The sequence below is a fragment of the Empedobacter sp. UBA7494 genome, from assembly GCF_002478465.1.
Lineage (GTDB): Bacteria > Bacteroidota > Bacteroidia > Flavobacteriales > Weeksellaceae > Empedobacter > Empedobacter falsenii_B.
Window position 1 is genome coordinate 26213 of sequence record NZ_DLOC01000051.1, and the last position, 13806, is coordinate 40018.

General features: G+C 32.3%; 11 protein-coding genes and 1 pseudogene. 8 read left to right on the forward strand and 4 right to left on the reverse strand.

What is annotated here, in order from left to right; translation table 11 throughout:
* Nucleotides 1-11: 11 nt before the first annotated feature.
* A complete protein-coding gene (gene carB / locus B4E95_RS05505) occupies nt 12-3242 on the forward strand; it encodes a carbamoyl-phosphate synthase (glutamine-hydrolyzing) large subunit (protein WP_291090585.1) in 3231 nt (1076 codons plus the stop codon).
* A 208-nt stretch (nt 3243-3450) separates the two neighbouring features.
* Here the strand turns inward: carB and B4E95_RS05510 are convergent, their stop codons facing one another.
* Genes B4E95_RS05510 through B4E95_RS05520 form a run of 3 tightly spaced genes read right to left on the reverse strand, consistent with a single transcriptional unit; the run spans nt 3451 to nt 5613 of the window.
* Entirely contained in the window at nt 3451-4158 is a 708-nt protein-coding gene (locus B4E95_RS05510) for a hypothetical protein (RefSeq protein WP_291064237.1), read from the reverse strand.
* 60 nt (nt 4159-4218) lie between these two features.
* Nucleotides 4219-4941 (reverse strand): tRNA threonylcarbamoyladenosine dehydratase, encoded by a 723-nt coding sequence (locus B4E95_RS05515; RefSeq protein WP_038336843.1) that lies wholly within the window; start codon nt 4939-4941, stop codon nt 4219-4221.
* Between the two features lie 15 nt (nt 4942-4956).
* Nucleotides 4957-5613: a TatD family hydrolase gene (locus B4E95_RS05520; RefSeq protein WP_291090587.1), complete on the reverse strand. Its 657-nt coding sequence runs from the start codon at nt 5611-5613 to the stop codon at nt 4957-4959.
* Nucleotides 5614-5686: 73 nt separating this feature from the next.
* Between B4E95_RS05520 and B4E95_RS05525 the strand changes: the two are divergent.
* Nucleotides 5687-7089: pseudogene (locus tag B4E95_RS05525) on the forward strand (DHA2 family efflux MFS transporter permease subunit).
* A gap of 62 nt (nt 7090-7151) precedes the next feature.
* On the opposite strand, the gene B4E95_RS05535 reads toward B4E95_RS05525, so the two are convergent.
* On the reverse strand, nt 7152-8192 hold the full coding sequence (locus B4E95_RS05535) for an asparaginase (protein WP_291064240.1): 1041 nt from the start codon (nt 8190-8192) through the stop codon (nt 7152-7154).
* 125 nt (nt 8193-8317) lie between these two features.
* Between B4E95_RS05535 and B4E95_RS05540 the strand changes: the two genes are divergently transcribed.
* From B4E95_RS05540 to B4E95_RS05565, 6 genes are all read left to right on the forward strand, one after another.
* Complete coding sequence (locus tag B4E95_RS05540) at nt 8318-9154, forward strand: hypothetical protein (protein WP_221854624.1); 837 nt, start codon at nt 8318-8320, stop codon at nt 9152-9154.
* 63 nt (nt 9155-9217) lie between these two features.
* Nucleotides 9218-9673 carry a peptidoglycan-binding protein LysM gene (lysM, locus tag B4E95_RS05545; RefSeq protein ID WP_221854625.1) on the forward strand — a complete coding sequence of 152 codons (456 nt, stop codon included), beginning with the start codon at nt 9218-9220 and terminating at the stop codon, nt 9671-9673.
* Nucleotides 9674-9821: 148 nt separating this feature from the next.
* On the forward strand, nt 9822-10664 hold the full coding sequence (locus tag B4E95_RS05550) for an OmpA/MotB family protein (RefSeq protein ID WP_181816279.1): 843 nt from the start codon (nt 9822-9824) through the stop codon (nt 10662-10664).
* An 88-nt stretch (nt 10665-10752) separates the two neighbouring features.
* Entirely contained in the window at nt 10753-12051 is a 1299-nt protein-coding gene (locus B4E95_RS05555; protein ID WP_291090594.1) for a cation:proton antiporter, read from the forward strand.
* Nucleotides 12052-12190: 139 nt separating this feature from the next.
* A complete protein-coding gene (locus B4E95_RS05560; RefSeq protein ID WP_291050902.1) occupies nt 12191-12712 on the forward strand; it encodes a hypothetical protein in 522 nt (173 codons plus the stop codon).
* The gene (locus B4E95_RS05565; protein WP_291090596.1) at nt 12687-13568 is read left to right on the forward strand and encodes an AAA family ATPase; all 882 of its coding nucleotides are present in this window, start codon (nt 12687-12689) and stop codon (nt 13566-13568) included. The genes B4E95_RS05560 and B4E95_RS05565 overlap by 26 nt, the downstream gene beginning before the upstream one ends.
* Nucleotides 13569-13806: the final 238 nt, after the last annotated feature.

Below are 13806 nucleotides of genomic sequence, written 5' to 3' on the forward strand. Positions count from 1 at the left end.
TCAGAATCACGATGTTAAAAAAAGATATTAAAAAAGTATTAGTATTAGGATCAGGAGCATTAAAAATTGGTCAAGCAGGTGAGTTTGATTACTCTGGTTCGCAAGCGTTAAAAGCGTTAAAAGAAGAAGGAATTAAAACAGTTTTAATCAATCCAAATATTGCAACTGTTCAAACTTCTGAAGGTATTGCAGACGAAGTTTATTTCTTACCTGTAACACCTTACTTTGTAGAAAAAGTTATTCAAAAAGAAAAACCAGACGGAGTTTTAGTAGCCTTTGGAGGACAAACAGCTTTAAACTGTGCGGTTGAATTAAATAAAGAAAATATATTCGAGAAATATGGTGTTGAGGTTTTAGGAACTCAAATTCCAGTAATTGAAGCAACGGAAGATCGTGATATTTTCATCGAAAAATTAGACCAAATTGGTGTTTTAACTGCTCGTTCAGAAGCAGTAGAAACTGTAGAAGACGCAATGGCAGCTGGTAAACGCATCGGTTTCCCATTAATCATTCGTGCAGCGTACGCTTTAGGAGGTTTAGGCTCTGGTTTCGCAAATAACGAAGAAGAATTATTAGAATTAGTTGAAAAAGCTTTCAATTATTCTTCTCAAGTTTTAGTGGAAGAATCATTAAAAGGTTGGAAAGAGATCGAGTACGAAGTAGTGCGTGATTCTTACGATAACTGTATCACAGTTTGTAACATGGAGAACTTCGATCCGATTGGAGTTCATACGGGAGAGTCAATCGTTATTGCGCCTTCTCAAACTTTATCAAATTCAGAATATCACAAATTACGTGAAGTTGCCATCCGTACAATTCGTCACCTTGGCGTAGTTGGAGAGTGTAACATTCAGTATGCTTTCGACACAGTTTCTGAGGAATATCGTGTAATTGAGGTGAACGCTCGTTTATCTCGTTCGTCAGCTTTGGCGTCAAAAGCAACAGGTTATCCTTTAGCTTTCGTGGCTGCTAAATTGGCATTAGGTTATTCTTTAGATGAGTTGAAAAATAGTGTAACGCAAACGACATCTGCGATGTTCGAGCCAGCGTTAGATTATTGTGTGGTGAAATTGCCTCGTTGGGATTTAAATAAATTCTACGGAGTTCGTCGTAACATTGGTTCTGCAATGAAATCTGTTGGAGAAGTAATGGCAGTTGGACGTTCTTTCGAGGAAGCAATTCAGAAAGGAGTTCGTATGTTAGACATCGGACATAGAGGTTTCGTAGCAAATGGATTCAAAATTCCAGAAGGTGAATCTTTGGATACGTGGTTAGCTGAGCCAAATGACGAGCGTTTATATGCGATTACTGAAGCTTTCAAAGCGGGATATTCGATTGAAAAAATTCACGATTTAACAAAAATCGATTTATGGTTTTTACAACGTTTAGAAAGAATTTTTAATGTATCAAAAGAATTTGAAGCGTTAGAAAGATTTGAACAAGTTGAAGCAGATTTAGTAAAACGTGCAAAATTATTAGGATTCTCGGATCAACAAATTGCAGTTTTAGTAAAAGGAGATCAAAACGTACACAGAAACGAATTAACAGTTCGTGAATTACGTAAAAACTTCGGAATTAAACCTGTTGTAAAACAAATTGATACGTTAGCAGCAGAATTCCCAGCACAAACAAATTATTTATATGTAACCTATCACGGAACTGAAAATGATTTGGAGCCAGAAACTGAGAAAGCAGTTTGTATTTTAGGATCTGGAGTTTATCGTATTGGTTCGTCTGTAGAGTTCGACTGGTGTTCTGTAAATGCAGCGCACACAGCGTCTAAAAATGGTTATAAAACAATTATCATCAACTATAATCCAGAAACGGTTTCAACAGATTATGATGAGTCAGATCGTTTATACTTCGAAGAATTATCTTTTGAACGTGTAATGGATATTTTAGATTTTGAACAACCTGAAGGAACAATTATTTCGACAGGAGGTCAAATTCCAAATAACTTAGCGATGAAATTGTACGATCAATCAATCAATATTTTAGGAACTTCTCCTTTAAGAATTGATGATGCAGAAAATCGTCACAAATTCTCAGAAATATTGGATGAATTAGGAATCGATCAACCACGTTGGAAAGAGCTTTCTTCTTTAGAAGCGATTCACAAATTTGTGGATGAAGTTAATTTCCCAGTATTGATTCGTCCTTCTTATGTTTTGTCTGGAGCTGCAATGAACGTAGTTTCGAATACTCACGAGTTAGATGCTTTCTTGAAATTAGCGAAAGAAGTTTCTCCTGATTATCCAGTTGTAGTTTCTGAATTCGTACAAGGTGCAAAAGAAATTGAGTTGGATGCAGTTTGTCAAAACGGAGAAATTGTAGATTATGCAGTTTCTGAACACGTAGAATTTGCAGGAGTTCACTCAGGAGATGCAACAATGTATTATCCACCACAAAAAGTGTACATCGAAACAATTCGTCAAATGCGTAAAGTTGCAGCGAAAATTGCAAAACGTTTCGAAATTTCTGGACCAATGAACATTCAGTTCTTGTCAAAAAATAATACAGTTCGTGTGATCGAAACTAATATTCGTGCTTCTCGTTCGTTCCCATTCGTATCGAAAGTTGCTGGAAATAACATGATCGAAAAAGCGACAAAAGTTTTATTAGGATTAGAAGTAGAGAAAGGACATTCAGAAATCGTTTACGATTTAGATTATGTAGGAGTGAAAGCTTCTCAGTTCTCATTTACACGTTTAGCAGGAGCAGATCCAGTTTTATCAGTAGACATGTCTTCGACAGGAGAAGTTGGATGTATCGGTGATACAGCGGAAGAAGCTTTATTAAAATCAATGCTATCTGTTGGGTATGAAATTCCTGAGAAAACAGTTTTAATTTCTGGTGGACCAATTGCTTCTAAAGTTGCTTTGTTAGAGCCAGCGAAACAATTAATCGCAAAAGGTTACAAAATTTATGCAACAGAAGGAACGCACAAATTCTTTACAGAAAATGATGTGTATTCTACACTTGTTTACTGGCCTTCTGATAAAAAAGAGCCAAATGTAATGTCTTATTTACATGATAAGAAAATTGATATGGTGATCAACATTCCGAAAAACTTAACAAAAGCGGAATTAGACAACGATTATCAAATTCGTCGTACAGCAGTAGATTTCAATATTCCGTTGGTTACAAATGCACGTTTAGCTTCGGCTTTCATCAATGCATTTACAACCTTAACAATGGATGATTTAAAAATCAAAACTTGGAACGAATACCGTAATAAATAGAAATTAGAATCTAGATATTAGAAGTTAGAAAGCCTCGCAAATGCGAGGCTTTTTTTATGTTGTTTTTTTTGAATTTGTCATTCCGAAAAAGGAGGAATCTAATTTAATGTGAAGATGAATTCGTTTCAGGATCACATTAATTAAGTATTAAAACAAAAAATCCATTTCGAAAGAAGTGGATTTTAAAATATGTAAAAAAATAATTTTCTTAAAACTCAGCAAAAAAAGCTTCTACTTTTTCTACGCCGTTTGCGTCAAGAGCTTCTAATAACTCTTTTTTAATTTCTGTTAATTCTTTCTTTTTTGCTTTTTTCAAAACTGGTTTTGCAGTTTCCAAAAAGTTTTCGATTTGTTCTAAACCACGAGAACTTAAGAATTTTTCGTCTGTTTTTTTCAATTTAGCGTAAACTTGTACCAACATTCTACATTGTTCCAAAGCCAAAACGTATTCTTTTACAGTTTCTAACGTAATCATATAATGCAACATCAATTGTACTGAAGGCATATTACGTTGATGACCAAATTTCGTGTATTTTTCTAGTGCAATTCCAAAAGATTCTTTACTACGTTCGATATTTTTATTTAAAGCTGCAGAAATGACAACATTAAACCAATCGTCTGAATTATCAGAGTTTTGAGCGATATCGAAAAATGCATTATCCGCATTCTCAAAATCTTGTAAACTATAATATGATAACGCAATTAATTTCTTAGCATCGTACAATTGTTTTGGGTCTTTTGCATCCAATAAACCTTCACAAATTTTGATACACATCTCGAAATTGCTGTTTCCAAATAAATCTCTCGCAGTGTTCAACAACGAATTAGTCGCATTCTGTTCCAACGCTTGCTCGTACATAAATTGACGCGCTCTCAAAACATCCTCGTATGTGATATAATCGTAATTGATTTTCATTTTTTTCGTCTCTTTGTTAATTCGCAACTAAATTAATTAAATCTTTAAGAAAGTACTTAATTATTTATCTTTTTTTAATAAATGTCGAATCACCGTTTCTGCCGCATGCAATCCGAATAAACCAGGCATCCACGAATTAGTTCCGTAAAACGATTTTTTATAATTTTTTCCATCCGTTAATTTTACCGAAGATTCATCTGGAACTTCTGTCGAAAAAACAGCTTTTACGCCTTTATTAATTCCTTCTTTTTTTAATCGTTTTCTAACATTTTTTGCCAACGGACAAACATCTGTTTTGCTAATATCACGCACTTGTACTTTGCTTGCCAAATATTTTCCTCCAGCGCCCATATTGCTGATTACTTTAATTTTTTTGCGTTTTGCAGCTAAAATCAAATTAATTTTTGGTGTAACAGAATCGATGCAATCTAACACATAATCAAAATCTGGTGTGACGATTTCGTGTGTACGTTCTGGACTCAAAAATTCGTTGATACGCGTTAATTCTAATTCAGGATTAATGTCCATTAAACGATCGCCAACGATGTCTACTTTGTTCATTCCAACAGTTGAGTGTAAAGCAGGTAATTGTCGATTAATATTTGTAATATCAACAGTATCACCATCAACAATTGTCATTTTTCCAACTCCTGCGCGTGCGATAAATTCTGCGGCAAAAGAGCCAACACCACCTAAACCAACAACTAAAATGTTCGAATTTTTTAGGATTTCTAAACCTTCTTCTTTGAATAATAATTCAGCTCTTTCTTGCCAAACTGCCATTGAAATGTATTTTAATTATGATTGAACTTCGTAACCGAAAATTGCTTTCCAATTTTTCGCTTGTTGAAGTTGTAATTCCTCGATTGTAATTTTTCTCAAATCCGCTGCAAAAGTATAAATTTCTTCAATAGAAATTTCGCTTGCATCATTTTCTAAAAAGAATTGATTCGCAGAAAGATTTGCAAATATAATTTGTAAGTTTTTGTTTGATAGAAGATTTTTACCAAAAGATGCAAAACAATTTTGCGCAATAATTTGATTGAGTAACTGTTCATTCTTATTGAAACCATGAAAAATAAACGGAATCGTCAATTTCATTTGTTTTCGAATCTGTAAAATTTCTTGATAAGCACGAACCGAATGTATAATGACTGGAAGTTGATGTTGCATCGCAATTTCTAACTGTTTTTTTAAAACGTTGATTTGTAATTCAAAATCTGTTTCGCACAATTTATCTAATCCAATTTCACCGATTGCTAAACAGTTTTTATTCGAAATAGTTTGATTAATAATTTCGATTTCTTCCTTTATTGATGAGGTTTTGATGTAAGCTGGATGAATCCCAATCGAAAATAATTTAGCTTCATTATTCAACTCATTTGGAAACTGATTATACAATTCCAAAACATCTGTTTGATGAGCTAAATGATGTGTATGCGCGTTGAGAAACATAGTTCAAATTTAATCTTTTTCAATGATTTTTCGAAATGTTAAAATAGGAATAGAATTTGCTGTAGGAATTTCAATGAATTCAGATCATATTTTAAGTCCAAAAATGTTGAAATTTTTGCCATGGCTTGGTGCGATGGCAATTTTTATGCAAGCTTTGGACGCTACAATTTTAAATACTTCTTTACCTACAATCGCAAAAGAATTAGGAAAATCGCCTTTGGAAATTCAGTCGATTATCGTTGCGTATACATTAACAATTGCTTTGTTAATTCCTTTGAGTGGTTGGCTTTCGGATAAATATGGAACGAAAAAAGTTTTTCAATCAGCGATATTGATTTTTACACTTGGATCCACACTTTGTGCGTTTGCCACAACTTTGCCTTTTTTAGTGATTTCACGTGTTATACAAGCGATTGGAGGATCGATGATGGTTCCCGTTGTGCGTTTGGCAATTTTGTATGCTTATCCAAAAAGTGAATTATTAAAAGTAATTAATTTCATCACCATTCCAGGATTAATAGGACCACTTTTAGGACCAACAATTGGAGGTATTTTGGTTGAAACCTTATCGTGGCATTGGATTTTTATTGTGAATATTCCTTTTGGAATAGTAGCACTTTGGATGACGACTTTTGCGATTCCCGATTTTAAACATCCAGTTTTTAAATTTGACATAAGAGGCTTGATTCTTTTTAGTGGAGGAGTTACGGTGTTGACATTGATTATGGAATTAACATCTTCTCGTGTGATTGGCTTGCAAACTGTATTAGCATTGACTGTAGTTTCTGCCTTTTTGATTGGGTTGTATATTTATCATGCAAAACATAAACAACATCCTTTAATCGATTTGAATTTGTTTAACATCAGAACTTTGCGAATTGGTATTATAGGAAATCTTATTACGCGTTTAGGAATTGGAGGAATGCCTTTTCTTATTCCGCTTTTATTGCAAGTTGGTTATGGATATTCGGCTACTGTAGCGGGATTAATTATGATTCCGTCTGCAACAAGTAACATTATTGCAAAATCGTTTGTTGTACCAATTGTGAATAAATTTGGTTATCGAAATACGTTGATTTCCAATACAATGATTTTGGATTAATCATTTGTATGTTTTTCTTTTTAGAATCGAAATCACCAATTTATTATATCATTCCGTTAATGGTTTTGAATGGATTTTTTAGTTCGATACAATTTACAGCGATGAATACCTTGTCTTTAGCCGATTTGGACGAAAATACATCCAGTGAAGGAAATAGTTTATTGTCGGTCACACAACAATTGTCATTAACTTTTGGAATATCTGTAGCCGCATTAATTTTAGGCGTTTTTAGACAAGCAGGATTTGTAAATGGAGTGGAAGTACAAGCTTTCCGTTATTCATTTTTGACGATGGGTGTGATGACAATTTTATCAACTTACATCTTTTTAAAACTAAGAAATTCTGATGGCGCTTCGATGTCGGGGAAGAAATAAAATTTAGAACATAAAAAAATCTCTACTTGGTAGAGATTTTTTTCGTTTTATATTATTTTGATTTAATCATTGTAAAAATGATGACGAAGTTCACCTTTTAAGTTTGCTTCGTATTGCGTTTTGAATTCTTCTTTCGAAAGATTTTGACCTAATAAATAAATGGCTTTTGTAATTGCAGCTTCCATTGTCAAATCATAACTCGAAATTGCGCCCATATTTAGCAACGCATCACTTGTCGCATAACGTCCAAGCTCTACCATTCCGCCCGCACATTGCGTGTTGATGATAAGATGAACTCCTTTATTCGTTATTTCTTCCAGCAATTCGATAAACCAATCATCAGTAAAAATATTTCCAGTTCCAAAAGCTTCAATAATAAAAGCTTTCATATTTGGAGCATTCAAAACACTTTCGATAAAAGAACGATTCATTCCAGGGAAAATCTTCAAAACACCAACATCAGCATTTAGATTTTTGTTGATAGAGAGTTTATGCGTAACAACATTTTTTAACAACAAATCTTCTTTCACTTCCAGATGAACACCGGAAACCCCAATTACTGGATAATTCGGTGACTCGAAAGCATCAAAGTTTTCTGCATTAATCTTAGTTGTTCTATTCGCACGGAACAATTTATATTCAAAATACACGCAAACTTCTTTGATAATTGGTTTATCATTTTTGCGTAATGAAGCCAATTGAATCGAAGTAATTAAATTTTCTTTCGCATCTGTACGCAAATCTCCAATTGGTAATTGCGAACCAGTGAAAATGATAGGTTTTTCAAGATTGTCAATCATAAAACTCATTGCAGAAGCCGTATACGCCATCGTATCTGTTCCATGTAAAACGACAAAACCATCATAGTTTTCGTAGTTTTGTTGAATGGTTTCTGCAATTTCGATCCAATATTTTGGTTTCATATCAGACGAATCTATCGGCGTATCGAAACTATGATAATCGAAAGAACAATCTAAAAGTCCCAACTCTGGAATTTGTTTCAACAAATTATCAAAATTGAAAGGTTTCAAGGATTGATCTCCATAATCTTTCGCCATTCCAATTGTTCCTCCTGTGTAAATTAATAAAATTTTTGTTTGCATGCGGTTTGATTAATTTCTGGTTAAAATTAACCATTATAAAAAATCTGTACAACATCTTTTCTTAAACTCCGATATTTTGTAAATTGGATAAATAATTGTGAACATAATTTTAAACTATCAACTTGATGAAACTATTACTTTTAACCATTACAACTTTGTTAACATCAGCTTATGTTAATGCGCAATCTGACGAAGGATTGTTTGAAGTTGAGTACCAAATGAACGGACAAGAACTGAAATCTTTTGCTTTTTCTACGGATAATTGTGCGCAGAATTTGATTGTGAAATCGTGGGAAAATTGGGTAACGAACAAAGAAGGTTCTTCTGCTTTTCTAAAAAAACACGAAGCGAGTAATATCAAGTTCAAAAATTCGCAAGATGTGTATAAATCTGTGATTAGTTTGGTTGATGAAGAAAACGGAAAAACGACCGTGATTAATACATTAACGGATCAAAATGGAATGACGTTTAATAGTAATTCGGCAGAGTTTGATAAAATTTATGCGCAATTACAAGATTTAGCGATAAAAACGAAGCAAGGTTGTGTGCGAAATGAATTGAAATTAGCCAACGAAAATATGATTCGATTGACAAAAGAAAATGCAGATGCACAATTGAAAAAAGGAAACTCGATCAAATCATATTTAAAAGATAATAATAGCTTATTGAAATTAGAAAGTAAAAAGCAAGCGTTGGGCGATAAATTAGATTTGGTGGTAAATCAATTGGAAAGAGAATCTAATGATAAAGTAACTGATGGTTTGATGAAGAAAAAGATAAAAACCGAAAATGCTTTGCGCGCAACAGAAGATCAAGTGGTTACATTGAGCGTAAAAATACAAACTGCCGAAGAGAACGATAAAGTTTTGGATGCAAAAATTAATCAATTAACAAGTCAAATTCAACAACAACGCTCGATTACGGAAAATTTAAAAAAGAAATATTCATCAATTGCACGATAATTGTTAGAGAAATTATATATTTACTAAATATCAACAAATAAATATTATTAAAATCAACTCGCTATGGGATTATTTTCATTTATCAAAAATGCCGGAGAAAAAGTCTTCGGAGGTGCAGAAACACCAGAAGAAAAAGCAACTAAAGTACAAGAACAAGTTGCAAAACAAGGATTTGATTTATCAGGAGTAACTTTTTCTACTGATGGAGATAAAATTGTAGTAGCTGGACAAGCGTTGGACATCAATGAGAAACAAAAAATTTTAGCAACAGCAGGTAACATTGATGGTGTGGAAGGAGTAGAAGATCAATTAACATTGAAAACACCTTTGAAAATTGAGATTCCAGATTTATCTAAGACAATGTATACTGTAAAAAGTGGAGATTCTTTATCTAAAATTGCAAAAGAAGTTTATGGAGATCCAATGCAGTATCCAAAAATTTTCGAAGCAAACAAACCAATGTTAAAACACGAAGATAAGATTTATCCAGGTCAGGTTTTATATATTCCTCAGGATTAATACAATAGAAATAAAATATTAACGTTAAAACTCCTACAACCAAATGATTGTAGGAGTTTTATATTTTTACAGCATGGTTTTTGCAGAATATATACTCGCAATAAAAAATAATAACATATATTCGTATAACTGAAATAAAAAAATAATTATGAAAGTTTCAATTTTACCAGTAGCGGTTATCGCTGCTTCAACTTTATTTAGTTGTGTGAGTCAGAAGAAGTATGATGAATTACAAAATAAATTCAATTCTGCTTATTCTGAGAACCAAGGATGTCAAACAGAATTGGCTGTAGCGAAAGCTAAATTAGCTAATTTTGAATCTAACCAAGGTCAGTACGAAAACACAGTTCAGAGTGAAAGAAATCAAATTAAACAATTACAAGAACAATTGAAAAATTGTATTAATGGTGGTTCTAAAAACGTTTCTGAATTAGTGAACGAAATCAATCAGTCTAACAAATACATCAAACATTTGATCGATGCGAAAAGCAAATCGGATAGTTTGAATATGGTTTTAACAAACAACTTAACGCGTTCTTTATCTAGCAATGAAGCAAAAGATGTTGATGTTAAAGTATTAAAAGGTGTTGTTTACATCTCGTTAGCTGATAACATGTTGTACAAATCTGGTAGCTACGAAATTTCACCTGCTGCAGGAGAAACTTTAAGTAAAATTGCGAAAATCATCAACGATTATAAAGATTACGATGTATTGATTGAAGGTAACACAGATAATGTGCCAATTTCTAAACCAAACATCCGTAACAACTGGGATTTATCTGCTTTACGTGCATCTTCTGTTGTACAAGCATTACAAAACCAATACGGTGTTGATGGTAAACGTTTAACAGCTGGTGGACGTGGAGAATATAACCCATTAACTACAAATGCTACTGCGGAAGGAAAATCTAAAAACCGTCGTACACAAATTATTATCTTACCTAAGTTAGATCAATTTATGGATTTAATTGGGCAAGCCCCAAAAAACTAATTTTGGTAAAAAAATCAAATTAATATAGAAAGAGCCACTTTATAGTGGCTCTTTTTTTGTAACTTTTTCCAAATTTTAATCAATACCAATGGAACTATATTATTCTTTTTCGGTTCTAATTGTTCTTGCTGCATTATTTTCTTATGCAAACCTTCGATTCCTAAAATTACCTGGAACAATTGGAATTATGATTATCGCCATGTTAGTATCTGTCGCTATCCGTTTATTGGGAGATAGCTATTTTCCTGATGCTACAAAAGACATGTTTCAACTCTTTAACAGTTTAGACTTCAATGAAATATTGATGGGCGCAATGCTTAATTTTCTGCTTTTTGCAGGTGCAATGCACGTTAATATACTCGATCTGAAAAACTTGAGATGGACAATTGCTACTTATGCTACAATTTCGGTAGTATTATCAGCATTTATTATATCAGTAATTTTATATTACATTGCGCCATATTTCGGTATTCAAATTCCGTATATCTATTGTTTATTGTTCGGAACATTAATTTCTCCAACTGATCCAATTGTTGTATTAGGAATTTTGAAACAAGCAAAAGTTCCTAAGATTATTGAGACAAAAATTACAGGAGAGTCATTATTTAATGATGGTGTAGCTGTTGTAATGTTCGCAGTAGTTTTACAAATAGCAACTAATCCAAGCTTTGATGCTGACTTTGCAAGTGTTTCAAAATTATTCTTGATGGAAGCTGGAGGTGGAATTTTACTTGGGTTATTATTAGGATTTACAGCATCTAGATCCATGAAAAAAATTGATGATTATAAAGTTTCAGCTTTAATTACATTGTCGATTGTAATGGGAGGATTTTTGATTGCAAAAGAACTTCATGTTTCGAGCCCTTTAGCAATGGTTATAGCAGGTTTAATCATCGGAAATTATGGAAAGAAATTCGCAATGAGCAAAACAACTCAAGATTATTTAAACAAATTTTGGGAGCTTATTGATGAGATAATGAACGCTATTTTATTCCTTTTTATAGGTTTCGAATTGTTGTTAATAGAAGATTTAATGGATCAAATTCTATTAGGAATTGTCACAATTTTTATCGTCTTATTATCTCGAACATTATCAATTGTGATTCCAGCTCGTACTATTTTAAGAAAAAATACATTCTCCAAAGGTTCGCTTATCGTTTTAGTTTGGGGAGGGATTCGTGGTGGAGTTTCAATTGCATTAGTTCTTTCGATGCCAAATTCGGAATGGAAAGATTTGTTATTAGAGATTACATACATCGTTGTTTTATTTTCAATTGTTATTCAAGGTTTAACCGTTGGTAAAGTAGCACATCGTGTTTTAAAAGACGAATCTGATGAAGTAAATAAAGAAGAAATCGAAGATTATCTTAATTCATCTAAATTGTAAATAATTATAAAAGATACAATTAAAAGGAACAAGCGCATCTATAGATGCGCTTGCTCCTTTAACAGAAGTTTAGAACTTAAAATGGTTTTGTTCACGAATTAATCTTTATTTTTAATAGAAATTAGAACAAGCCAACAGAATGAAATTAAAAGATTTATCTAATCAACTCGAAATATCTTTAGGAAGTTTACAGAATTTTATCAATGATTTTAATATTGATTTGAGTTTTTGTATTGACGAAAATTTTAATGTAACACAACAATTTATAACATTTTCGGAAGAGAATAAAGACTTCTTAAAAAAATATGCAGAAGATTATTCCAAAGAAAAAACAATAGAAGAAATCGCTAAAACAATTGGTGCAAAAGAAGAAGAAGTGCTTCATTTTTTTGTGACAAATGGAATTCCTGCTGAGGTTGCAAAGCAGATGAAAACGGGAGTGTCAAGTTATTTGATTCATTCTTACATTGGTGGAAAATATCCGTTTATAGAAAAAGCATTTCCGCAATGCGAAGATTTTTCTGGTAAAAGTTTAGTCGGTTATACCGATTTGTATTTTTATATGACTGATATGTTAGATCCATTTATCAGCAAAGATCAAGGAGAAAGTTGGGGAATCTCAAAAACCTGCTGGCTTGATTTTGTATGGACCTCCAGGTAGTGGGAAAATATATTGGGCAAAGAAAATAGCGGATATGATTGGTTACGAATTTGTACATATTTTCAATGATTATTTAGTTGGGAATTTTGATAACAAAAAGAATAAATTCTCCGATTTTCTTTCAAAAAAGATGAATCAACCTAAAACATTATTGTTTATTGATTCGTTCGACGAAATATTACATTCTACTTCTGTAAATACCATTTATCCCGAAATGGTCGATTTGTTTTATTCCGTTCTTAGACATATTCAGAAAAATGATACGAAAGAACTTTTGATTGTTGGAGCTGTTGAATCTTTAGCAAATTTGAATGATGAAATCGTTGCACCTGGTCGTTTTGATTTACATATTCCGATTTTTCCTCCAACTTTTGACGAGCGTAAACAATTACTTTTACACCACATGACTGCGAACTTGGCGCAAGATTCTCCTTTATTATCAATTTTGAAAAATCAAAATGCGTTGAACAAAGACTTCTGGACGCCTTATGCGGCTGAAATGAAACTTTTCTCAAATACAATGATGATTGATTTTACACAATCGCTTAAAAAACGTTTATATGCATTATACAGAAAAGATGAAACGAAAAATATTGTGATGACAGAAAAGGTATTGTTTTCGGCATTTCAAGAAGCGAAATCGAAATTAACGTCTGATTATCTAAAACATTGTGCAATTTTTTTGACTGAAGCCAAACAAAATGTCGGACAAGATTTTCCGCATCGTCTGATCGAATTAAATGCTGATTTAGAGTTTTATTTATCATCAAAAGAAATTCCGATTTCAAAAATTGGTTTTAAACAAAGTGAGGAAAAAATAGTAGAGAAACTTGTAGAGAATAATAATGATAAATAGTATTTTATGAAATTTATATTTGTAATATTTTACTTTTCTACATTAAGTTTAAATGCTCAGATTTTAGAGAAAAAATATATTAAAATTAATGATAAATCAGTTTTGGAGGTTATAAATAATAACAATATAATTTTATAATATCCAATTATCTATGGCGATTTAATTAAAACAAAGAATTTTTTAAATCTTGAATATGAAATTAAAAATGATACTTTAAATTATATTGAAGATGGGATTA

Coding starts and splice junctions, on each gene's coding strand:
- B4E95_RS05515 (WP_038336843.1), bottom strand. CDS start 4,941: ATGGCAGTTTGGCAAGAAAGAGCTGAATTATTATTCAAAGAAGAAGGT.
- B4E95_RS05535 (WP_291064240.1), bottom strand. CDS start 8,192: ATGCAAACAAAAATTTTATTAATTTACACAGGAGGAACAATTGGAATG.
- B4E95_RS05520 (WP_291090587.1), bottom strand. CDS start 5,613: ATGTTTCTCAACGCGCATACACATCATTTAGCTCATCAAACAGATGTT.
- B4E95_RS05555 (WP_291090594.1), top strand. CDS start 10,753: ATGGAACTATATTATTCTTTTTCGGTTCTAATTGTTCTTGCTGCATTA.
- B4E95_RS05560 (WP_291050902.1), top strand. CDS start 12,191: ATGAAATTAAAAGATTTATCTAATCAACTCGAAATATCTTTAGGAAGT.
- lysM (WP_221854625.1), top strand. CDS start 9,218: ATGGGATTATTTTCATTTATCAAAAATGCCGGAGAAAAAGTCTTCGGA.
- carB (WP_291090585.1), top strand. CDS start 12: ATGTTAAAAAAAGATATTAAAAAAGTATTAGTATTAGGATCAGGAGCA.
- B4E95_RS05550 (WP_181816279.1), top strand. CDS start 9,822: ATGAAAGTTTCAATTTTACCAGTAGCGGTTATCGCTGCTTCAACTTTA.
- B4E95_RS05510 (WP_291064237.1), bottom strand. CDS start 4,158: ATGAAAATCAATTACGATTATATCACATACGAGGATGTTTTGAGAGCG.
- B4E95_RS05540 (WP_221854624.1), top strand. CDS start 8,318: ATGAAACTATTACTTTTAACCATTACAACTTTGTTAACATCAGCTTAT.